Genomic DNA, 22,937 nt, shown 5'->3' with positions numbered 1-22,937 from the left:
TCTCATGTGGAATCACCGTACTGTGGTCTGGTGAGCATCAATCCTGCGCAACCCCACCGCAGGCGGATGAGCAAACAGGACCGCCGCGCCCAACTCCTTGTGCATGCGCAGGCAATGTTTGCAGCCCACGGATTCCACCACATCAGCATGGACGACATCGCTGAAGCAGCTGCCGTGTCAAAACCCATCTTGTACCGGCATTTCCCATCAAAACTTGATCTCTATCTCGCGATCATTGACGAACGTTCCCACGCCCTCGTGCAAGCCGTTGAGGCTGCGTTGCACCATCACGACACACCTAGTGCCCCCTACGTCGTTGATGAATCTTCTCCGCTGTCTCCCGCCGCCCAAACATTGGGTCTCCAGGTCGTCAGTTCCATCATGGGGGCCTACGTCATTTTTGCCTCAGAAACGGGCATGGCGGCATCGCTACTCTTTGAATCTGATGTCACCCGCGACGACACAGTACGCGAACGAGTCGAAGAACCCAACACTGTTATCGCCCATCTCGTGGCCCGCCGCTTGCGCGACCTCACAGACCTCAGCGAGGCTGACGCTTTCACCGTTGCACGATGCGCCACCGCCTTAGCCCGCCACGCAGCAGTTGATGCATTACACACCGCTACCCCCTACCTTGATCGGGACGCTCACGTTGACCTGCTCGCCAGGTTCGCCTGGTATGGAATTCAAGGAATGTTACGCCGTGAGGGCAAAACCCCCTGAAGGGCGCCACCACAGGCACACGCGACCTAAGATGTGTGTCATAAGTGAGCGGCCACTAGCGCAAGCTCACGCAGCCTGGCCCCGGAACAGAAAGCAGACAACGATGCAGGTAACGATCGGTATTCAGAACCTCACCCGTGAGGTTACTTTTGAAACTGACCTCAAGACCGCTGACCTCACTGCACAGGTCTCGGACGCGCTACGCGACGGAGCTCCCCTGTCACTGACCACCACCAAGGGACGCACAGTCATCATCCCTGGGGCATCCATTGCCTACGTTGAGTTCGGTGACACCGACAAGCGCAAGGTCGGCTTCGCACAGTTCTAAGCGGTAGCCCCCAAGCCATAGTGATGCCCGCCCCTCGCCATGAGGGGCGGGCATCACCATGTTCACCCCTCATGCATCATGAAGGCAGAAATCTGCCATGACATGCCCGACTTAGGCAGCCAAACCCACTCGATCCATCCGCCGAGAGTGCTCAGCAGTGAGCTGGGAATACAACCAGGACATTTCTTGACGGTTAGCGTCCATCTCACTATCAGGCTGAGCAAGGAAGCCAGCCTGCTCCGCCCCTTTAGTCACCAGACGCGCAAGTGCCGGTTCTCTGGTCACAATGGATTGAACCTGGTTCAACGCTTCACCCACGATCCGACGTGCCCACAGCGCCAACCGCGACGCGAAAGTGGCATCTTCTTGGGTCTTCGCGCGCAAAATGTCAACGGCAACATCTTGGGCATGAATATCTGTCAGCAGCGTCTCAACAAACGTGCGAGTGGCCGCTGGGGCAGCAACAATGGCAATACGGCAAAAATCAATGGCAACCGTATGCCCCACGTACCCCTTCACAATTCGCTCATGCCATGAATCAGCAGCAGTGCGCTGTTCATACTCATCAAAAGCACCGTTGTACCGACGTAGAAGATTCAACGAGTCCCCACCAATATGATCAATGTGCTCACAGATCATGGTGAAGTGCGCATGAGATTGTGCTGATAATTCAGCGCACGCAAGACGCCGTGACAGGTGGGTGGTCAACGCTGCATCTTGCGCATGACGCAGGGCTGCTGACAACTGGGTATAGGCCAAGAGACCGAGAAGTTCGGTGACATCACTGTCCCCGCGGTCGGTCGCTGTGGTTGCTGGCTCATAAGACACCTTTTAAGGATAACGGCGTGAACCCCACCCCAACGCCGTCAAGCCACGGTTTCGCGTGTCACCAACCCCTCGGCAACGTGCCGCAGATCACCAATACAAACATTTCCATACACACGGCGTTACACTTGCCCTGTACATAGGTTGCCCGTTCGTCACGACACTTGACAGTACTGCCACGGGTGATGCCAGCTGAAAAATCAGCGATGTAGCGGGCCACAGCGCCTGCCACCACCTGCGGCCTGCACATACACGTTCGGCTGCCACCACCGGCGCAGTGCCCGGTCTGATCGACGAGCCGAAGCATCGGCAGGTCATTTTCGGCCGCGCGGCACCGCCCTGACGCACGACACGAGGCAAAGTGACCACGTCCTCTCACACTGAGATCGAAAAAAGTTTCGCGGATTTCAATATCCGCCCCGACATCGTTGAGGCGCTCGCCATAGCAGGCATCGTCTCCCCCTTCCCCATTCAGGCACTCACCTTGCCTGTTGCCCTATCTGGGCATGACATCATCGGTCAGGCGAAAACTGGAACCGGTAAAACACTGGGCTTCGGACTTCCCCTGCTCAACAAAGTTATTGCCCCAGATGAGCCAGGCTTTGACGAACTTCCAGCCCCCGGCAAACCACAGGCGTTGGTGATTGTCCCAACCCGTGAGTTAGCAGTACAGGTCGCCAAAGACCTCGAAATCGCCTCCACAAAACGTTCCGTCCGTATTGTTCAGCTCTATGGCGGGCGCGCCTATGAGCCACAAATTGAGTCACTGAAACGTGGAGCTGAGGTCATTGTTGGCACCCCAGGGCGCATGATCGACATGCTCAAACAACGTCACCTCACACTGATGCGGGCCCAGGTCATTGTGCTTGACGAAGCCGACGAAATGCTTGACCTTGGGTTCCTCCCTGACGTTGAGAAAATCCTTGCCCAGACACCAGCCGTGCGCCAAATGATGCTGTTCTCAGCAACAATGCCAGGCGCCGTGGTGGCAATGGCACGCCGCTACATGACACAACCAACCCACATTCGCGCTCAGGACCCAGAAGACGCCGGGTCCACCGTGAAGAACATCAAACAGGTTGTTTTCCGCGCTCACCCCATGGACAAAATGGAGATGATCGCTCGGATCCTGCAATCCCGTGGCCGCGGACTCTCAGTCATCTTTACTCGCACCAAACGCACAGCTGCGAAGGTCGCTGAAGAACTCACGGAACGCGGATTTGCTGCAGGCGCTCTGCACGGTGACCTTGGACAAGGCGCCCGCGAACAAGCACTACGCGCTTTCCGCAACGGGAAGGTCGACATCCTCGTCGCAACCGACGTAGCAGCGCGTGGCATTGACGTCGAGAACGTCACCCACGTCATCAACTACCAGGTTCCTGAAGATGCCAAGGTGTATCTGCACCGAACCGGCCGCACTGGTCGCGCAGGCAACAAGGGAACAGCAGTCACCTTTGTTGACTGGGATGACTTGCACGTGTGGACCCTCATCAACAAAGCTCTTGAGCTCGGCATCCCTGAGCCCCTCGAGACATATTCCAGTTCACCACACCTCTTCACAGACCTTGACATCCCTGAAGGAACCAAGGGACGGCTACCTCAGGGCATGCGTACCCGAGCTGGACTCGCAGCCGAAGACCTTGAAGACGTTGGTGAAACCGGAAAACGCACACCAACGCCACGCCGTGAGGACAAAGGGGCGCGCCCCGCCCAGGTAGGCGGCAATCGTCGCCCACCACGCGATGAATCTTCCCGTGGTTCATCTGACGACTCAGCAGAGCGATCACCTCGGCGCCCCCGCACCCGCCGCCGGGCAAGCGAGGACAATGCAGCATCAACTGTTGTTGCGTCACCGGTGACCGCAAACAGTGACGGTGACTCCCAAGGTGCTGTTGACGTTCGCACCCCCGCCGCGGAGAAGTCAGGTGGCGAACGTCCCCGCCGTAACCGCCAACGGCGTCGTCGTTCAAACGGATCTGACAACACTCAGGTTGCTGGCACTGAACAAAAGGCCGCACAGGAATAACCTAGCGTTTTCGCTCTACAACCAAACGCTGCAACGCAAAGGTGGTGGGAAAGGAAATCGACAGTCATTCCCCGAAAATCCGGGGCCACTGATTCATTCACCGGAACAAGTAGGCCGCCACGTTCCTCAAAAACCCCTTCAATGGGGTTGATCGGGGTGTACATATCCTCGCTGGTGGTTTCCAACAGGAGCACCACTTGGTGACCAAGTTCTGTCAGGAGCGTGGTGCTGGCGTCCTGATAGGTCACCCCATTGTGGAACCCACCGATCTGGCTCACCTCAATGATGTCGCCGCCACGAACGGTGCTTCCATGGACTACGTCAGACACCTGCACCCGGTGCACTGTTGCGACAAGACGAGCCCCGGTGTCAGCTGATGTTGACACGCCGCGTCCAGTACTCCCGCGAGAGGCCTTCACCGCGCCAGGTGGGAGCAGTTCAACCCGAGAATCCACAACGCTTGCTACCACAATCACGTCAGAAGCATCATGGGCATCTTCAAGAGAGTCGTAGCGTGTGTAATCCGCGGAAATAGACATCTGCCCAACTGCTGAACGGGCCATCGCATGCCACACAACCACCGACCCAATGAGAACGGCGCACATGACGGCAGCAACTATTCGAGTGTGTTTCGCGGTGAGGTGGGGCATTGGCGGGCCTCCCTATCAGCAGATGCTCTTGAACAGACTATGTCGCGAGAGCATCAGACTTAACAGCGGGACTTCTCCCCACCTACCACGCTATTGGTGTGTTACGTTGCCATCGCCCCGCGCACGAACGCGATCACGGCATCGGCAATAAGTTGAACCGCGATCGCCGCAAGCAAAAGCCCTGCAATACGCGTCACCAAAATTGTTCCTGATTCGCCCAACAGCTTGTGAATAACTCCGGCGAACCGCATCGACGCCCACAGCGTGATGCAAATCGCAAGGAACCCAAGTGCTAGAGCAAGCCAATCGGTGGCGTCGCTGGCACGCTGCACAAAGAGCATCGAAGCAACGATGGCGCCCGGGCCAGCAAGAAGCGGAGTACCTAACGGAACCAGCGCCACGTTGACGTTTTTGTTTGCTGGGCTCTCAGCGGCTTCCTCCATTTTTCCGGTGAGGAGTTGCATCGCAATGAGGAGGAGCAAAAGCCCACCCGATGCTTGTAACGCAGGGATGGATATGTGCATGTAGGTAAGGAGTTGCTGGCCAAAAGCAGCAAACGCCAAGATCACACCGGCGGCGACAAAAATCGCGGTGCGTGCAGCACCAGCCCGCTGTTTCGCGGTCATCGAACCGGTGAGCCCCAAAAAGATTGGAACAGTTCCTGGCGGGTCCATAATGACAAAGAGCGTCACGTAAACCTCAATGAAGAGGCGAATGTCCATGAAGTCGCTCACGGTCGTACCACTGGCGTCACGCCCAGCTCCTCAATGCTCTGGAACACCTCAAGGGTGGTGGTGTTCTCTCCAAGACGGTTAGGTTTGCCGTCCCCGTGGAAGTCGCTAGACCCCGTCACCAATACTCCGTGACGTTGCGCAATGCCGGTCAGGCGGGTGCGCTCATGGGGTGGGTTATCACGATGGTGGATCTCCAACCCATGCAGTCCAGCTGAGATCATATCCTCGATCACGGTATCAGCGACAACGGCGCCTCGTGCACTGGCCCCAGGGTGCGCAAAAACTGCCACTCCCCCAGCAGCACAGATCATCTCAACGGCAGTCACCGCTTCAGGAGCATAGTGATGCACGTAATAGGGACTTCCGGTCCATAGCAACGTATCGAACGCTTCACTGCGGTCCGTAACGATTCCCGCGCGAACAAGTGCATCAGCCAGATGCGGGCGCCCAATGGTCGTTCCAGGTTTGGTTTGCTCAATAACGTCGTCCCATGTGATGGGGTGGTCTTGAGCAAGTCGATCAACCATGATGCGGGCTCGATCGCGGCGGGCTTCTTGGACTCGCCGTTCGTGTTCTCTCATCGCCGGGTTGTCTGGGTCGTGCAAATAAGACAGAACATGCACGGATATGCCGCCGCATCGGGCGGATATTTCAGCTCCAGGAACCAAGATGATGTCCTGTGCGCGTGCTTCGCTCGTTGCTTCTTCCCATCCCAGTGTCGAGTCGTGGTCTGTCAAAGCAATGACGTCCAGTCCTTCAGCGGCTGCTTGAGCAACAACCTGCGCAGGGCTTGTCGTTCCGTCAGAGACAGTGGAGTGGGTGTGAAGGTCGATACGCATCCTTCCAATATACGGCTCGCCACCTCGTGTCTTGACGGGCTGGGCGATGAGGCGTGCTCAGTGAGAGACTGGGAAGTATGGTTACGGACAATTCCCCGGCGCAATCCGCCGATCCTGCAGAGTCAGACATCAAGGACCGTGTGAACAACCGTTCACACCGCCCCAATTCTGAAAAGTTCAAAGAGTTTATGACATCGGGGTGGGCACCCCGCAGTGACCTTGGCGCGGTCCCTGGCCCCTTCGCCGCATACACCCCGGCACGCCGTGAAGCCGTGAGTGCTCGTTTCCCTGGTGAACGCCTTGTGATCCCTGCTGGCGCGTTGAAAGTCCGCTCGAATGACACCGACTACCGCTTCCGACCACACAGCGCTTTTGCGCATCTGACTGGGTTTGGTACGGATCAAGAGCCAGACGCTGTGCTTGTTCTTGACCCACAGGTAGGCTTCGATGGCGCTTCTGCCGGGCACGAAGCACTACTGTTTGTGCGCCCGTTGGCAGATCGTGATTCGGAAGAGTTTTATGCTGACGCCCGCTACGGTGAGTTTTGGGTAGGCGCCCGTCCAACGTTGGATGATGTGACGAAGGTGACGGGCATTCGCGCTGTTCACATTGATACGTTGTCCGATGTTTTGGCGAAAGACCTTGGCGAAGGACACGTGTCCTTGCGGATTATTCCGGAGGTAGACGCCGGTGTTGAGTCACTAGTCGAGATGCTGCGAGAGCAGGCTGGGCTTGCCGGTGAATCGACCGCAGACCTTGATGCTGAGCTGCTCGAGGCGCTTTCCGAAATTCGTCTGGTGAAAGACGAGTGGGAAATCGCAGAACTTCGCGAAGCGGTCAACCAGTCCATTGAAGGTTTCCACGAGGTTGTTCGCAACCTCCCGCGTGCGGTGAAGCACCAGCGTGGTGAACGGGTTATCGAAACGGTTTTTGGGGCGCATGCGCGCCTTGAAGGCAACACCGTGGGGTACGAGACAATTGCCGCCTCAGGCGAGCACGCAACGACACTGCACTGGATTACCAATGACGGTGCAGTACGCGCCGGCGAGTTGGTGCTCATCGATGCGGGGGTAGAGGTGGAATCCCTGTACACCGCCGATGTCACCCGCACCCTTCCTGTTGACGGTACGTTCACGGACACTCAGCGCAAGGTATACCAGGCTGTTCTTGACGCAGCGGATGCAGCGTTTGTGGCTGCTGTTCCTGGGGCACGGTTCTCTGATGTTCACGCCGCCGCGATGCGCGTTATCGCTGCGCGCCTTGAGCAGTGGGGGCTTCTCCCTGTGTCAGCTGAAGAGTCTCTCACCCCTGAGGGACAGCAGCACCGTCGGTGGATGGTGCACGGCACCAGCCACCACCTCGGTCTTGATGTCCATGACTGCGCTCAGGCTCGCCGTGACATGTACGTCGACGGGGTACTGGAACCTGGGATGGTCTTCACCATTGAACCAGGCTTGTACTTCAAGGCTGACGACTTGACTGTCCCCGCGGAATACCGCGGCATTGGGGTGCGTATTGAAGATGATGTTCTGGTGACTGCGGACGGCAATGAGAATCTCAGTGCCGCGCTCCCGCGAACACCTGAGGATGTCGAAGAGTGGATGGCTAGCCTGCTGTCTTAGCCTGATCGCTACAGCTTGTCATCGCCACCATGCGGCGGTTAGGGAGCGCGGAAAGGGTTTTCCTTTTTGTTCTCACTGGCCGCCGCATTGTGTTGCGTGTCATCGGCCTGCGGCGGTGTGCTGTTTGCTCCGTGTGGGGCGTCCTGTTCGGCTTCTGGCGTGTCCGATTGGTCGCCCGATGTTTCGCCGCCTCGCGGTGCGGATTCTGCGTGCGGAACTGTAGCAGTTCCAGTGTGGTGCGCGGCTGCTTGGCGAACTGCTTCTTGACGGCGAGCAGCATCGATTGCCTCACCGTAGGTACGCGGTGGGCCCGCAGGAGCTGCGTTGTCTGCTGGTGCTGAGGGTGACGTCGCAGAGTGATCGTTTCCCGGAACTCCTGGCTCAGTGTTGCCGACGTGTGGCGATGCAGTTCCCATGGGTGGTGCTTGTTGGTGTGCAACGGGCATCGGCACGCTTATCGCTGCGGCGCCACCGGGCCCAGCAACGTCACCGGTGACTTGTTTTTCCCGCAAGATGTTCAGCGCTTTTCCTGACACTTCACCTGAGCACAGCAACACGTAGCGCGCTGCCACGATTTGACTCTGTGATGTGAAGTCCCGTTTACCCCCAGTGAGCGCATAGGACAACACTGAGAACAACAGGCCAAATGCTCCACCGATAACAATCGCAGCAAAGATTGCGAAGCTATTACCGTTCGGGGAGAACAGCGACAAGAGCAACCCGACAAATAAACCGAACCATGCACCGGAGGCAAACCCTGCGGCAGCTACACGCGGGTAGGTCAAACGCCCAGTAACTCGTTCCACCATGTGCAGGTCATGGCCAACAATGGTGACGTGCTGTACTGCGAACCCGGCATCCGAGAGAGCGTCAACCGCTTTCTGCGCTTTGAGGTAAGTCGAGTACACCGCGATGGGTTCTCCACGCGGCATGGTGGGAACCTTCGGAGGTGCTGCGGGCTTCATCATGCTCATGGCACTATTCTTCCCCACCTCAGTGGGAAAGTCCTGAGAAGACGTAGGGCACCTCTCCTTGTTTGCTGACGGCGTACTCTCTTCACACTCCTGTGCGATCCACACCACGGTTCATCACAGGAACGTGGATGCGCAGGTACGAACAGCAGATCTTGCGTACCCTTAAGTACGTGAGCAGCATCAGTACTCAAGTCTTCGTCGCCAAACTTGCCGGCACTCCCGTCTTTGACCCCTTGGGGGATCAGGTTGGGCGAGTTCGTGACGTTGTTGTCCTGCTGCGGCTCACACGCGCTCCCCGCGCTGTAGGCCTGGTGGTGGAAGTGCCCGGTAAGCGGCGCGTATTCCTCCCCTTAACTCGCATCACGTCTATTGACGCTGGCCAAGTGATATCTACTGGGCTACTCAATATGCGTCGATTCGAGCAACGCGCCACCGAAACTTTGGTGCTAGGCGAACTCCTCGACCGCAGAGTCACCCTCAAAGACGGTTCGGGCGAGGCGCTCATTGAAGATGTCGCCCTAGAGAAGACCCGGACCGGCGACTGGAACATCTCTCGGGTGTTCGTCCGTCGTGGAGTCGGACGTCAAGGTGGCTTACTACGGCGACGCGGTGAAACGTTCATTGTTGACGTCAGTGCCGTGCAGGGGTTGGAATACACCAGCGTTGAACAGGGTGCCGCATCGTTGCTCGCCGCGCACGCTGACATGAAGCCAGCCGACCTCGCTGATCTACTCCATGAACTTGGAGATGTGCGTCGACTCGAAGTCGCCGCGGCTCTGGATAACGAACGACTTGCTGACGTGCTTGAGGAACTTCCCGAAGACGACCAGGTTGCCATCCTGTCAGCATTAGAAACTGAACGCGCCGCGGACGTTCTCGAAGTCATGCAACCAGACGATGCCGCAGACCTCCTTCACGAACTCCCCGACGATCAAGCCGCGGAGCTCCTGGAAGCCATGGAGCCCGAAGAGGCAAAAGACGTGCGCCGGTTGTTGTCATACGACGAGAACACTGCTGGCGGGATGATGACCACTGAACCGGTCATTCTTGCTCCCGAAACCCCTATTGCCCTTGCACTGGCGCACATTAGACGCCGCGACCTTCACCCTGCTCTCGCGTCGACAGTTTTTGTCGTCCGTCCCCCCTTGGAGACTCCCACCGGCAGGTTCTTAGGGGTCGCGCACTTCCAACGTCTGCTGCGTGAGCCTCCGCACTCACCTGTGGGTTCCGTTTTAGATACGGACATCGAACACGTCACAACAGATGCCCGCTTAGGTCATGTCGCTCGCCTCTTCGCCGCCTACAACGCGATGGCACTGCCTGTGCTCGACAGTGAACGTCGACTACTGGGCGTGGTGTCCGTTGATGACATTCTTGACCACATGCTCCCCGACGATTGGCGTGAGCGCCCACACACCACATTGACCGACGAAAAGGAGGGCGACATCCATGGCTGAACGCCTCGACACCCCCCGTGAAGTGAGACGGACATTGTGGTCTCGCCCAAAGACTCGCGGGAATGAAGACTCTTTCGGGCAAGTCGCAGAAACGATCGCCAGATTTATGGGGACCCCAAAGTTCCTTCTTTACATGACACTGTTTTGTGTGATTTGGCTCCTGTGGAACACAATCGGTCCTCAAGATCTCCGGTTCGATAAGGCAGCAAATGGGTTCACCGCCCTCACATTGATGCTCTCCATTCAAGCCTCGTATTCCGCTCCCTTGATTTTGCTTGCCCAAAACCGTCAAGCCGATCGTGACCGGGTCTCAGCTGAGCAGGACCGGCAACGCGCGGAACGCAACCTTGCTGACACCGAATATTTGGCTCGGGAGATGGCGTCACTACGCATCGCGATGGGTGAGGTCGCTACCCGTGATTTTGTTCGCTCGGAACTTCGAGGCCTGTTCGAGGAACTGCAGCGTACAGCAGCCGAGTCAGCAGGCAATGGCACGGGGGATGCATCTTCGCAGGACAATCCACCTACAAACACCTGACAGTCTCTGACTAGACTGGGGCACATGTCGACCACGCAACGTTCCGACCTCACCGCCCAGATCCATCACGCTCTGAAAAACGTCATTGACCCCGAAATCCGGCGCCCCATTACCGAGTTGAACATGGTGCGCTCGGTGGAACTTGTTGAACAAGAACAGGGGTACCATGCAGTGATTGGCATTGACCTCACCACTGAGGGCTGCCCCATGAAGTCAACCATTGAGTCTCGGATTGTTGACGCGGTCAGCCAGGTTGAAGGCGTGCATTCGGTTGCAGTGGAGTTGGGCGCTATGACCCAGCAGCAACGTGAAGAGTTGCGTATTCTCCTGCGTGGTTCAGCAACTCCAGTTATCCCCTTTACTCAGCCGGGCTCGTTGACCAAGGTGTACGCTATCGCCTCTGGTAAGGGCGGGGTTGGGAAATCCACAGTCACTGCTAATCTTGCGGCTGCGCTGGCCGCCGACGGGGTCAAGGTTGGTGTCATTGACGCCGACATCTACGGTTTTTCTATCCCGCGCCTTCTGGGTGCACGCGGGCTTCCCACCAAAGTGGATTCCATGCTGCTGCCGCCTATCGCCCACGAGGTCAAGGTTGTTTCCATTGGCATGTTTGTCCCAGCGGGGCAACCGGTTGTGTGGCGCGGGCCGATGCTTCACCGAGCGCTAGAGCAGTTCCTCACTGATGTGTATTGGGGAGACCTTGACGTGCTTTTGCTTGACCTTCCGCCGGGAACCGGTGACATTGCGATTTCAGTGGCTCAGCTACTCCCCCACAGTGAAATTCTCACCGTCACCACCCCACAACTCGCTGCTTCTGAAGTAGCTGAACGTGCTGGTTCCATCGCACTGCAGACACGCCAGCGCCTTGTTGGTGTCATCGAAAACATGGCGTGGCTAGAGCAGCCAGATGGCACACGTTTGGAACTCTTTGGCAGCGGTGGGGGGCAACAAGTTGCCGACTCACTGACCGCGCTCAGCGGAAGTGATGTCCCGCTACTGGGGCACATTCCACTTGACGTCAACCTGCGCGAAGATGGAGATAATGGTGTCCCCGTCGTTCTCGCCCACCCCGATGTTCCCGCAGCTGTCGCACTGCGGGACATCGCCAGGGGCCTTGCGCATCGGGAACGAGGATTGTCAGGGATGCGCCTGAACGTTACGCCGTTGTGAGGTCGTAATCGATGAGCAGGGGGGCGTGGTCTGACCACCTCGCGTCATACGACGCTGCCCGATCCACCCGTGCGTGAGAGGCTAGAGCAAATAGCTCGGGGGTGGTGAGGTGGTAGTCAATCCGCCACCCTGAATCATTGTCGAAGGCTTGCCCGCGGTTTGACCACCAGGTGTAGGGACCTTCTTGCTCACCCACGAGTTCGCGGTGGGTGTCATGCCAACCTGCATCGAACCACTGGTCGAGGTAGGCGCGCTCCTCGGGTAAGAACCCGGCGGATTTTTTGTTTCCACGCCAGTTTTTGATGTCGTTGTTCGTGTGAGCGATGTTGATGTCACCACCAACTAACCCGTAGGCACCGCTTGCCCGAATGTCAGCGAGGCGGGCTGTGACTCGTTCAAGGTAGGCATACTTTTCATCCATTTTTGGGGTTCCTGCTGTGCCCGAGTGGATATATGCAGACACTGCGGTCAAGGTTTCGCCGTTGGCGAGGGAAATATCTGCTTCAATCCACCGCCCTGTATCCACGGGGACTTCTGGCTCCCCCGCTCCTAGTCCGATGCGCACTGCTTGCACAGGTAGGCGCGTTGCGATCGCAACACCGGCACGTCCTTTAATGTCACAGGCTTGGTGCATAACTGTCCAGGTTGGGCCAAACAGATCTTTGATGATGTCATCCGTTGCACGGACTTCCTGCAATAGCAGGAGATCAGGTTGTGTTGCATCCAACCACTGCGGCATGCCTTTACGCCAAGCCGCTCGAATTCCGTTGACGTTCACTGTTGCGATGGTAAGCATGTGGCCATCATGTCTTAGACAGACGATGACGGGCAAACGCACGTCATTCTGCACTGTACCTACCCCGATAACGAAGAACGTGCGGCGGCAACGAAACTACCGTTGCCGCCGCACGTTCTTGTCACACGATGGTGTCATGCCCCCTTAAGGGGTGGAGACACTACCGTGCCGAACGAACCGTTAAGGTTCGGATGGTTTCCGTCGAGCGTGACGTGTTGTCATTGCCTGGGTATACCGCAACAAGGTCACGGTATGTCCCGGCTGGTAGATCAACTAGTTCGATGTCCACCGTACTGGTTGATTTTTTCCCAGGCACGAGCACTCCTTCAGCGATTTGGTCACGTCCGCTGTAGATCATGACCGCCCCTTCCGGGGCAGCTGCCTGCTTCTTTGCGATGACCTTAATGCTGACGGTAGCTGTGTCCGGCAGCGTCACCCGCGTTGTGTCGAGCTTTGTTTGCACATCACTACGCGCCTTTGAGGTCTTAATTTTCACGACCTTTGACGTTGATTCTCCGTAGCGTTCTGTGTCGTCTGGGGTGAAGGTTGCCGTGACTGCATGGCGTCCGGCATCGAGAACGATGCTGGTGGTGACTTTGCCATTCTTCACACGTGCCGTTCCGAGTTTTGTGTCACCTTCCATGAAGGTGACGGTTCCGAATGGCTTTCCGGGTTTTTTGCTTGAGCCCTTGCTACCTTTTGGTGCGGTTGCAGTGACCTTCACCTTGATTTTTGTGTCGGCTCCAGCAATTGATGTACCCGCAGTGAAGGTAGTTCGGGTAGAGAACTCGGGTTCTGGTGCGGTTCCTTCTGCCACGGTCACTGGCAGAGTCACTGTGGTTCCGCTGGGGTCAGCGACAAACCGCATCACTGTGGCACCAGCAGCAGCATCGGGCACCTCAAGGGTGACGTTCGCTGTTCCTTGGCCATCCGTTGTGACGTCAACGTCCCCTGCCGTCACTGGCTCGTTGAGGGAGCCTCCATCAAATGTGACTGCCAATGTCGTGTTCACCGGTGAGCCGAGGCTTGTCATGTTGAGACGTGACAGTGTTGTGGTCACTGTTTCACCTGGTGTCAGTTCTCCCGGCAGAGAACTGACGGAAACACCTTGGCGCGCGAAACTTGGGGACAGCTCTTTGTTGTCTTCTAGGTAGGCAATCCACGCTTCCCGGTCAATCAGTCCAGAGTCTCTGGTGTCTTGACCTTCCGTGAACACGTGGAAGTTATCTCCACCTTGCGCCAAGAAGGAGAAGGTCCCTACAACGTACTCGCGGGCAGGGTCGAGTTCTTCATCATTGATCCTGATAGAGGTGATGCGGTCCCCTTCGTCGCGTGATGCGTCAAAGGTATAGGTGACGTTGTCTGACAGCCCTAGTTGCAGGTAGGGGCGGCTTGGCACGTCACCTGCTGATGTGCGTTGCCATTGCTGCTCAAGCATGGTCTTGACTTGTGCGCCTGTGAACGTGGTTGTCCACAAGTTATTGACAAACGGCAGGACCGCGTTCGCTTCAGCGTAGGTGATGACACCGTCATCGCCGTAGAGCAGGTCTGCCCGCAGGCCGCCTGGGTTCACCACACCAAAGTCAGCGCCTCCACGCTCTGGGGTGGACAGCGAGTCACGCAGTGAGTTTGCAACAACAGTTCCCAAAGTGGACGCTGAGGCACGATCGTCACGGGATCCGCCAGTGTATACGCCGTCAACATACTCTCCATCGGTGTATGCCGTGGTGATGTCGGCGGTGACAGAGCCAACTGGTTGAGAACCAACCTCTTTGGCGTACTCGAGTGCCTGTGTCACGATGCTTGACACCTCGGCGACCCGTGGGTAGGCCGCAATGAGTTCATTGTCGGCGACTGTGGAGCGGGCAATGTTTTTTGCAGTCGCTTCGGTGACTTCGCCCGTGGTGGTGTCGACTGTCAGTACCGCTTGTCCGATGTGCTCACCATAGGATCCAGTCTGAATAATCGGACGTTGTGCTTTGTCTCCGTTGTCGCCCAACCACGCGTACTGCTTGTGAGTGTGCCCGGTGAAGATCGCAGCGACTTCTGGGGATGTGTTGGTTGCGATGTCAGCGAACACACCGCCTGCTGCTATCTCTTCTGGAAGGTCTGAGCCATCTGGTGTTCCTGCTCCTGCTCCTTCGTGGTAAAGCGCAACAAGGACATCTGCTTCGCCGTTGCTGTCATCGCCATCAGTGAGTTGTTCAGCGACGCGGTTGACTGCTTCGACGGGGTCGCCGAACTCGATCGCTTCGATGCCACCAGGGGTGACCAGTGATGGTGTTTCTTCGGTGATAGCACCGATAACCCCTACGCTGACACCAGATACATCAAAGACTGCATATTCTTTCAGTGCAGGCTCCGTAGTGCCTGCGGTGTAGACATTTGCGCCAAGGTAGTCAAAGTCTGACCAGTCTTCAACTGTTGTTGTCAGGTGCTCGTAGGACACATCGAATTCGTGGTTTCCTACTGCTGAGGTCGCAAGCTCCAGTGCGTTCAAAACATCAAGGGTGGGTTTGTCGTCCTGCACTGCTGAAGCAAACACGGAAGCACCGATGTTGTCTCCTGCGGAAAGGAACAGGGTCGAGTCGGGGTATTCGGCGCGTGCCGCTTCTACCGTCCCGGCAAATTTCACGGTGTTGTTGTCGATCCGGCCGTGGAAGTCATTGATATCAAGGAGGTTGATGTCTACTGACTTCTGATCAGATCCACCTCGTGAATTTTTCAGTCCGATAATAACCGGGTCGTGGTCTGATGAACGGTAGGCATCTGGAGCGTAGAACACGGTGCCGTGATAGTTGTACCGAGAGTATTCCAGAGCAATGGATTCCCCGGAGTTTATGTTCCAGATGTCCGCACCGGTGATGCGGTCAGCGAACGACTCGTTGAACAACACGTGGTCAAGCGACCCGGCTAGTCCGGAGAATGAGTAACTGTATTCTCCATCGTTGAGTTCAGGTGTTGAGTTGGTGTAGCCCGCCTCATAGAAAACCTGCATGGGGTCTTCTTGAGTGTAGGAGTTGAAGTCACCGGTGAGGGCGACGTCGGTGATGTCTTGTTCAGTGTCGGCTGACAGAGAGGTGATCGTTGACTCAACCCAGTCGCGCAATGCGGTTGCTTGAGCAACCCGTGAGGCGTTCGATGACCCTTGCCCGTCTCCTTGGTCTGTGTCACCGGGTAGTGGTCCGGCTGACCCCTTGGATTTGAAGTGGTTGACCACAAAGAAGAAGGGGTCGCCATCATCTGTTGGCGTAAATGCCTGTCCAAGCGGTTCACGAGCGTTGCTGAACGGCTGTCCGTCACCGGATTGATCACCCAGTGCGCGTGAGTCACCAAGTGGGCTGACGAGTGCGGGCTGGTAGATCACTGCATTAGTGATGGCGTCTTGTTGGTTCACTGGTGGCAGGTCTGTTGAGGACCGAATGTAGTCCCACCGCTCTTCGCCGGCAGCTGCGTTTAACGCAGCGACAAGTGTGGCTGTTGCTTCGTCGGGTTCTTCCCCCAACGCTGCGGAGTTTTCGATTTCCAGCAACCCCACAACAGCTGAGTCAAGTGTGTTGATCGCTGCCACGATTTTGTCTTGCTGGCGCGTCAGACTTTGATCATTCCAAGCACCGCGGGGCCCGTTGTTTGAGCAAGATTTGACGGTAATTTTTGTACCAGCTCGGTCTGAGTACGCTGTGCAGGTGTTTCCTTGCGCGGCCCAATCTTCCCCGGTTGTTGTGAAGTAGTTCAACACATTAAACGATGCGACAGTGAGGTCAGCGTCGCCCAAGCTTTTGGCGTCTGGCCCAGCTGTGCGCGTGTTTTTCGCTGATGCCGGTTCCTCACCAGGTAGTGCCTGCGCAGTGGGGTTGAGCTTCCACAAGTTGTTGCGATAGTCAACAACGACGGGTTCATCAAAGACGACTGGCGCGCCCACTCTAAACGGTTCGTCGAGCGAGATGTAGGGGGGAGTTGCTGCCTTTGTGCTGAAGAAGTTTGTGGTTGCACCGTCGTCTAGCACAACAGATTTCGCGATGTTTTCGGCTTGAATGGCAGCCGCTTTATCGCTTCCTGGGCGTGCCACATCCGTGGGTTGACGCAGTGGGGTGTCACCGAAGGCAAGTCCTACTTCACCATACTGGTTGGTGGAGTAAGTGTTGCTGACAGTGAAGTCATAGCTGGATGGTTGATACAGCATGGATTCCAGCTGCTCGCGCTCGTCATTTGTTTCTGGCCACGCGATATCAAGAGGTGTTGGTGCCTCGACATCGTCGTCGAGGGCAGTCCAGGTGGGTTGGGATAGTTGTGTGAGCCCGTTGTACTCTCCTGCAGTGCCTGTGACCTCAACGTATTGTCCCAGTGTTGGCAGGTTGGTGGAGTTGGCGTAAACAAAAACTGCGTGTGACGCCTCGGGGACAGTTTCACCAGTCCCTGGAGTTTGGATAACAAATCCACGGAATCCGCCTGTTGGGTATGCCGCTGTAACAACTCCTCGTGTTGTCACACTTTTACCGGCTAGTGGTGTGGCTGACCCGGTGCCTTGGATTTGTGCAATGGGAGTGATCTGCTCGTTGGCTGCAAGTGCGGTGGGGGCCCAAACCAGAGGTGCTATTGCTAGCGCCCCGGTGAGCAGTGTCGCCGTCGTTCTGCGGCGCGCACGGTGTGTGTGCATCATATTGTTCCCTTGCTGTGCACGATGTGTGCTGTTGGATTCCCCTCGCGGGCGTGGGGCTATGGTGTGGAACTTACTGATGGGGCGCGACGCTGCGCCAACGAAGATATGAACCCTTTACGAAGTTCATACGAATTTTCGCTAGCCATCGAGTTCCGAACGGTCACGCCATTGAACCGCTCTCGTCAAGCGCTTCACCACACAATCTACGAACTTTGAGCACTCACGTCTCACCGTAAGCCGGGTAGGTTTCACTAGGCTGAAGTCCCCATCATGTGGCACTGGTCACACACCTCACAGTCGGCTAGCATGCCCCGCATGTGACCGAATACAAGGGTTAGCAACACGGTCGAAACGCCGCTGTGACAAGGGCGAATACAAATGGCCCCTGCGCAAGCGCGCAGGGGCCATCATGGCCTCTCGGGTGCTAAACGTCACAATGTGATGCCGTTTTGCCGTTCAGCAGTTGCCACAACGTTTTCCAACAGGAACGCTCGAGTCATCGGACCAACGCCGCCTGGATTTGGTGATATCCACCCCGCAACTTCTCGGGCATCAGCCGCAACATCACCGACAACAACCGATTTGCCGGTGTCTGGGTCGATTCGGCGAGAAACACCAACATCGATCAATACTGCTCCAGGTTTCACATCACGTGCAGTGACAATGTCAGGGACTCCAGCCGCAGCGATTACCACATCCGCCTGCCGCAACAGGTCGGGGAGGTTCGTTGTTCCGGTGTGAGTCAGTGTCACCGTTGCATTCACCGCTTTACGCGTGAGGAGCAAACCTATTGACCGGCCAACGGTGGTACCACGCCCAACAACAACAACGTGTTTACCTGCCAATGAAACACCATGGCGTTCGATGAGATCGATAATCCCTGCGGGGGTGCACGGCAACGGTGAACTGACGTCCTCCGCAACCCGGAGCACTAACCGACCAAGGTTTGTTGGATGCAAGCCATCAGCATCCTTTTCTGGGTTAATCAGTTCCAACACACGGTTCGTGTCAATTCCCGCTGGTAATGGCAATTGCACGATGTACCCGGTACAGGCTGGATCAGCGTTGAGCCGCTCAACTGCAGCAATGATGTCTGACTCCGTGGCATCCGCAGGAAGATCCTCGCGAATCGAAGCGATTCCTACTTCTGCGCAGTCTTTGTGTTTTCCAGCCACGTACCACGTTGAGCCTGGATCGTTACCTACAAGCAAGGTACCCAAGCCTGGTGTCACTCCGTGCTCACTCAGCCGAGCAACGCGTTCACGGAGTTGCTCTTTGATTTGTGCGGCAGCTGCTTTTCCATCAAGTATTTTTGCCGTCATGGCGGGCCCCTCAGTACTGGTGAAGTTCTGGGTATAGCGGGAAGCTCTCAGCAAGGCGGTCAACACGGGCACGCAAGGCGTCCACATCAGCGGCCTGCCCAGCGGTGAGTGCTGCTGCGATGATTTCTGCCACCTCAGCAAATTCGGCGTCACCAAATCCTCGTGCTGCCAACGCTGGGGTTCCAATACGCAACCCAGAGGTGACGCGTGGTGGACGAGGGTCAAATGGCACTGCGTTGCGGTTCACAGTAATGCCCACGGTGTGCAGGAGGTCTTCAGCCTGCTGCCCATCAAGTTCAGAGTGGCGCAGATCAACAAGAACCAAGTGAACATCCGTGCCACCCGTAAGAACAGAGACCCCTGCTTGGGAAACATCTGCGTGCGTCAGGCGCTCAGCGATGATCTTCGCACCGCGCAACACGCGTTCTTGGCGCTCAATAAACTCAGGCGAACCAGCAATTTTGAAGGCCACAGCCTTCGCAGCAATCACGTGCATGAGCGGCCCACCCTGTTGGCCAGGGAACACTGCGGAATCAATTTTCTTCGCCCACTCATCACGAGAAAGAATGAAACCAGAACGCGGGCCACCGATGGTCTTGTGAACTGTCGAAGACACCACATCGGAGTGGGGTACTGGGCTGGGGTGAAGATCAGCTGCCACCAAACCCGCAAAGTGCGCCATGTCCGTCCACAACTTTGCGCCAACCTCGTCCGCGATGGATCGGAAAGCAGCAAAGTCAATGTGACGGGGGTAAGCGGACCATCCCGCAATCAAAACATCTGGGCGCTCGGCAAGTGCTTGTTCACGTACTTTATCCATGTCGATGCGCGAGGTGGATTCTTCTACTCCGTATGCTGCTACCTGGTAGAGCTTGCCGGAGAAATTGATTTTCATGCCGTGGGTAAGGTGGCCACCATGGGCGAGATTCAAGCCCATGATTTTGTCACCGGCGTTGATCAATGCGTGCAACACGGCGGCGTTTGCTTGCGCTCCGGCGTGTGGTTGAACGTTGGCGTGCTGAGCTCCGAACAGCGACTTTGCGCGTTCAATGGCTAGGCTCTCTGCGACATCAACTTGTTCACAGCCGCCGTAGTAGCGCTTACCTGGGTAGCCTTCAGCATATTTGTTCGTAAGAACTGAGCCCTGCGCCTGCAGTACTGCCCGGGGGACAAAGTTCTCTGACGCGATCATCTCGAGGGTCCCACGCTGACGCGCCAGTTCACCATCGAGTACAGCAGCAATCTCAGGGTCGACCTGCGCCAAGCCCTGGTTCATCACGGAATCACCAGTGATAGACATGATTCTCCTTCTCCTCGCGGCTGGGCCGCGACGCTACGAGTACTGACGAGGCGCGTGAGATCACAGGAGACAGACAGGCTTCCGGTCTCGCACACGCCGTGTGGTGACCGGGCCCAGGCGGACGACCCTTGGTCGAAGCATATGTGTCACTCCCCGGTGGTGACCCACCACTCACCCACGCTGGAACAGCATGGGCGGAAACGCCAGTTGCGACACTTCTGTGAGTCTAGCGGATTGGGGCCGATCGCGACACAGTGGCACCGCTCACGTGGAACACGTTTTCTGTGTGCGAACGGTGAAGGAGCCCCACGACACGCGCACGAAGACGGCGATGAGTATCCGCAGTGCCCTGACCTTCGCTAGAGTTCACAGTGTGAATGCAAAGCCGCCGACACCGGGGTCGCAGTCTTCGCTTCGCGAATCCAATCGCGCGCGGATTGTCGAAGCCATCAGACAATTCGGCGGGCTAACTCAGGTTGAGCTCGCCGGTGCTACTGGCTTGTCGGCTGCCTCCGTGTCAAACATCGTGAAAGAACTCACCACCCTTGGCGTGGTCCAGACTGCTCCTAGTACACGCAGTGGTCGGCGAGCACAGCACGTCACGTTGGCTCGGACACCGGGAATGGTTGGCGGTGTCCAGTTCGGGTTACGTCATATGCGGGTCGCTTTGGCGGATAGTGCAGGCACCATACTTGCCGACCATCAGCTTCCGTTGGGGACAGACCACAGAGCAGATGCTGGGTTGGATAGGGCAGCTCTCCTCATTGCCGACATGCTTGAAACATTCGATGCTGAATCCAGCGAATTATTGAGTGTTGCTGTAGCGCTTCCAGCCCCTGTGCAACGAGCAAATGGGTTGATTAGTTCGCCTGGAATATTGCGTGGTTGGGACAACGTCGCGGTCTCGGAGGTGATGGCTGAACGCATCAACAAACCCGTTTACGTCGCTAACTCATCAAACATGGGTGCACTGGGCGAGCTACGCCATGGCGCTGCCCAAGGGGCGCAACACACCTTGTACATCCAAGTTGGTCAACGCATCGGCGCTGGTTTAATCATTGGCGGGGAACTGTTTTGGGGAGCGAATGGTTCCGCTGGCGAATTTGGGCACACCACATCAGACCCTGACGGCCAAATTTGTCGCTGTGGAAACCGTGGTTGCTTAGAAACAGTTGCCGGTGGCAATGTGCTACTCGAAGCACTTCGAGTCAGTCACGGTGTGATGACACTGAAAGACATGATGCGTTACGCCGGTGATGGCGACTTAGGCTGCATGCGCGCAATCGCCGATGCTGGGCGTGCGATTGGGCTCGCAGCCGCGAACCTTTGCAATGTCTTCAACCCCGAACGGGTGGTAGTGGGCGGTGACCTCGCCAAAACAGGGGCGATCCTGCTCGACCCCCTCCGTGAAACAATCGAACGATTCGCCCTACCTAGCACAGCAGAATCCATCCACATTGTCCCTGGTAGCCTCGCTGGGGACGCTGAGATCATCGGGACGATCGCTTACGCGCTGGAGCGTAGCGATCTCCTTCACGGCTATTCCACACAACAACGCCCCTCACCGCTGACACACACACCAGATCCCACGGAGGACCAGTGAACAACGCTGTATCCGGTCCCACTCCCCGCGACCGGGCCAAGCCGATCATTTCACTGCGGAATGTGACAAAACGTTTCAACGCTGTCCATGCGTTAACCCATGTCGACCTCGACGTTTTCCCCGGCGAAGTTGTCGCTCTCGTTGGGGACAACGGTTCTGGCAAATCAACGTTGGTCAAGGTACTGGCAGGCGTGTATCAACCTGATGAAGGTTATGTCGCGTTCGATGGTGAACATGTCATGATCAACTCTCCGAGCACCGCGCAAAGCATTGGGATCGCAACGGTCTTCCAAGATCTCGCGTTATCTGACAACCTCACCATCGTCAACAATTTGTTTCTGGGCCGCGAACTCACCACAAGTGGCTTGCTCCACGAACACGAGATGGAAGAACAAGCCACATCACTCTTCCGCAAACTCAAAGCCCGAATGCCAAGCATCCGCACCCCCGTTGCCCAACTATCAGGGGGGCAAAAACAATCCGTTGCAATTGCTCGCACCATGTTGGGAAACCCCAAAGTTATCCTCCTCGATGAACCCACTTCAGCGTTGTCAGTGAGCCAATCGGCTGAAGTCTTGAATCTCATCGAATCCCTGCGCGAACGAGGCCTGGGAGTCGTATTAGTCAGCCACAACCTCGCCGAAGTGCGAGCCGTTGCCGACCGAATCGTTGTGCTACGCCTTGGGAAAAACATTGGGACATTCCACACCGCTGACGTGTCCTACGAGCAACTCGTAGCACTCATCACCGGGGCAACGGATTCACTCAGCGGACTCCAATAACGCATAAACCACCTGAGAGCAACGACATGGCGTCTTCTCTCAGGTGGTTTAAGGACGGGGTACCGCAGGAGGTTATTGGTCGCCGAGAATCTTCCGGAGGTATGCATACGTGAGGTCACCGGCAACTTGATCGTGCTGGTGCTCGTAGCCTTGAGCTTGGTACATGGCCAAATTGTGCTTCGAGTCTTTACCAGTAAACACCCAGATCTCGGTGGTCTCCTCAGGGAGATGCGGCAGAACAGCGAACATCATCTGAGTGCCAATACCGCGCCCCTGGAGATCGGGGGCCACCGCGAGTCGGCCCAACGTAGCTTTACCATCTTCAAGCTCCACACGCACTGACCCGACAAGTCGGTGCCCACGCCACGCCCCAAGAGTGACAACGTCCTCGCGGCGCAGGTCCTCTTTCAGCTCACCAAGTGTTTGCGTCAAGGGCGGAATATTTGGGTCGCCATAGGTTTGCGCTTCAGTAACAAAAGCTGCGCGACGCAACGTGAGTAGCTCACCAGCGTGCTCAATGTCGACCAGTGCGATTGTGATGTCGTTCTCACTCATGCCCCTATCGTGTCAGACTTTGTGGACGTTTGC

General features: G+C 56.9%; 19 protein-coding genes and 1 riboswitch. Of the genes, 9 read left to right on the top strand and 10 right to left on the bottom strand.

The window, feature by feature from the left end:
- The first annotated feature begins 30 nt into the window (after positions 1 to 30).
- Positions 31 to 723: a TetR/AcrR family transcriptional regulator gene (locus G538_RS0105610; protein ID WP_169514101.1), complete on the top strand. Its 693-nt coding sequence runs from the start codon at positions 31 to 33 to the stop codon at positions 721 to 723.
- Positions 724 to 826: 103 nt separating this feature from the next.
- Positions 827 to 1,051 (top strand): DUF3107 domain-containing protein, encoded by a 225-nt coding sequence (locus G538_RS0105605; RefSeq protein WP_029068554.1) that lies wholly within the window; start codon positions 827 to 829, stop codon positions 1,049 to 1,051.
- Positions 1,052 to 1,162: 111 nt separating this feature from the next.
- Here G538_RS0105605 and G538_RS0105600 read toward each other — a convergent pair whose 3' ends face one another.
- Complete coding sequence (locus tag G538_RS0105600; RefSeq protein WP_029068553.1) at positions 1,163 to 1,879, bottom strand: ferritin-like fold-containing protein; 717 nt, start codon at positions 1,877 to 1,879, stop codon at positions 1,163 to 1,165.
- 358 nt (positions 1,880 to 2,237) lie between these two features.
- On the opposite strand from G538_RS0105600, the gene G538_RS15255 reads away from it, so the two are divergent.
- Entirely contained in the window at positions 2,238 to 3,902 is a 1,665-nt protein-coding gene (locus tag G538_RS15255) for a DEAD/DEAH box helicase (protein WP_084618123.1), read from the top strand.
- On the opposite strand, the gene G538_RS0105590 is transcribed toward G538_RS15255, so the two are convergent.
- The 3 genes from G538_RS0105590 to G538_RS0105580 form a co-directional block, all read right to left on the bottom strand.
- Complete coding sequence (locus G538_RS0105590) at positions 3,863 to 4,552, bottom strand: hypothetical protein (RefSeq protein WP_029068552.1); 690 nt, start codon at positions 4,550 to 4,552, stop codon at positions 3,863 to 3,865. The genes G538_RS15255 and G538_RS0105590 overlap by 40 nt on opposite strands.
- A 101-nt stretch (positions 4,553 to 4,653) precedes the next feature.
- Positions 4,654 to 5,286 (bottom strand): MarC family protein, encoded by a 633-nt coding sequence (locus G538_RS0105585; RefSeq protein ID WP_029068551.1) that lies wholly within the window; start codon positions 5,284 to 5,286, stop codon positions 4,654 to 4,656.
- Complete coding sequence (locus G538_RS0105580; RefSeq protein ID WP_029068550.1) at positions 5,283 to 6,125, bottom strand: PHP domain-containing protein; 843 nt, start codon at positions 6,123 to 6,125, stop codon at positions 5,283 to 5,285. The genes G538_RS0105585 and G538_RS0105580 overlap by 4 nt, the downstream gene beginning before the upstream one ends.
- A gap of 77 nt (positions 6,126 to 6,202) precedes the next feature.
- Between G538_RS0105580 and G538_RS0105575 the strand changes: the two genes are divergently transcribed.
- Positions 6,203 to 7,747: an aminopeptidase P family protein gene (locus G538_RS0105575; RefSeq protein WP_029068549.1), complete on the top strand. Its 1,545-nt coding sequence runs from the start codon at positions 6,203 to 6,205 to the stop codon at positions 7,745 to 7,747.
- 38 nt (positions 7,748 to 7,785) lie between these two features.
- On the opposite strand, the gene G538_RS18205 is transcribed toward G538_RS0105575, so the two are convergent.
- Complete coding sequence (locus G538_RS18205; RefSeq protein WP_211218588.1) at positions 7,786 to 8,721, bottom strand: YflT domain-containing protein; 936 nt, start codon at positions 8,719 to 8,721, stop codon at positions 7,786 to 7,788.
- Positions 8,722 to 8,891: 170 nt separating this feature from the next.
- Between G538_RS18205 and G538_RS0105565 the strand changes: the two genes are divergently transcribed.
- The 3 genes from G538_RS0105565 to G538_RS0105555 are packed head-to-tail and all read left to right on the top strand — an operon-like array spanning position 8,892 to position 11,886.
- Entirely contained in the window at positions 8,892 to 10,178 is a 1,287-nt protein-coding gene (locus G538_RS0105565; protein ID WP_029068548.1) for a magnesium transporter MgtE N-terminal domain-containing protein, read from the top strand.
- On the top strand, positions 10,171 to 10,716 hold the full coding sequence (locus G538_RS0105560) for a DUF1003 domain-containing protein (protein WP_029068547.1): 546 nt from the start codon (positions 10,171 to 10,173) through the stop codon (positions 10,714 to 10,716). The genes G538_RS0105565 and G538_RS0105560 overlap by 8 nt, the downstream gene beginning before the upstream one ends.
- 24 nt (positions 10,717 to 10,740) lie before the next feature.
- The gene (locus G538_RS0105555; protein WP_029068546.1) at positions 10,741 to 11,886 is read left to right on the top strand and encodes an Mrp/NBP35 family ATP-binding protein; all 1,146 of its coding nucleotides are present in this window, start codon (positions 10,741 to 10,743) and stop codon (positions 11,884 to 11,886) included.
- On the opposite strand, the gene G538_RS0105550 is transcribed toward G538_RS0105555, so the two are convergent.
- The 4 genes from G538_RS0105550 to glyA all read right to left on the bottom strand — a co-directional run bounded on the left by G538_RS0105550 (position 11,873) and on the right by glyA (position 19,964).
- Positions 11,873 to 12,682: an exodeoxyribonuclease III gene (locus tag G538_RS0105550; RefSeq protein WP_029068545.1), complete on the bottom strand. Its 810-nt coding sequence runs from the start codon at positions 12,680 to 12,682 to the stop codon at positions 11,873 to 11,875. The two genes, G538_RS0105555 and G538_RS0105550, sit on opposite strands and share 14 nt — an antisense overlap.
- Positions 12,683 to 12,842: 160 nt before the next feature.
- A complete protein-coding gene (locus G538_RS15245; protein WP_035833436.1) occupies positions 12,843 to 17,342 on the bottom strand; it encodes an ExeM/NucH family extracellular endonuclease in 4,500 nt (1,499 codons plus the stop codon).
- Between the two features lie 431 nt (positions 17,343 to 17,773).
- Positions 17,774 to 18,664, bottom strand: coding sequence for a bifunctional methylenetetrahydrofolate dehydrogenase/methenyltetrahydrofolate cyclohydrolase (locus G538_RS0105540; RefSeq protein WP_029068544.1), 891 nt, complete (start codon positions 18,662 to 18,664; stop codon positions 17,774 to 17,776).
- A 10-nt stretch (positions 18,665 to 18,674) separates the two neighbouring features.
- Entirely contained in the window at positions 18,675 to 19,964 is a 1,290-nt protein-coding gene (gene glyA / locus G538_RS0105535) for a serine hydroxymethyltransferase (protein WP_029068543.1), read from the bottom strand.
- A gap of 104 nt (positions 19,965 to 20,068) precedes the next feature.
- Positions 20,069 to 20,185: riboswitch (ZMP/ZTP riboswitch) on the bottom strand.
- A 152-nt stretch (positions 20,186 to 20,337) separates the two neighbouring features.
- Here glyA and G538_RS0105530 point away from each other — a divergent pair.
- The gene (locus G538_RS0105530) at positions 20,338 to 21,567 is read left to right on the top strand and encodes an ROK family transcriptional regulator (RefSeq protein ID WP_029068542.1); all 1,230 of its coding nucleotides are present in this window, start codon (positions 20,338 to 20,340) and stop codon (positions 21,565 to 21,567) included.
- Between the two features lie 62 nt (positions 21,568 to 21,629).
- A complete protein-coding gene (locus G538_RS0105525) occupies positions 21,630 to 22,349 on the top strand; it encodes an ATP-binding cassette domain-containing protein (RefSeq protein ID WP_425402178.1) in 720 nt (239 codons plus the stop codon).
- Positions 22,350 to 22,421: 72 nt separating this feature from the next.
- On the opposite strand, the gene G538_RS0105520 is transcribed toward G538_RS0105525, so the two are convergent.
- Positions 22,422 to 22,904 (bottom strand): GNAT family N-acetyltransferase, encoded by a 483-nt coding sequence (locus G538_RS0105520; RefSeq protein ID WP_029068540.1) that lies wholly within the window; start codon positions 22,902 to 22,904, stop codon positions 22,422 to 22,424.
- Positions 22,905 to 22,937 lie beyond the last annotated feature (33 nt).

This window comes from Jonesia quinghaiensis DSM 15701 (genome assembly GCF_000423205.1).
Lineage (GTDB): Bacteria > Actinomycetota > Actinomycetes > Actinomycetales > Cellulomonadaceae > Jonesia > Jonesia quinghaiensis.
Note: the sequence above shows the minus strand (reverse complement) of the source record. Positions and strands in the feature narration are given on the sequence as shown.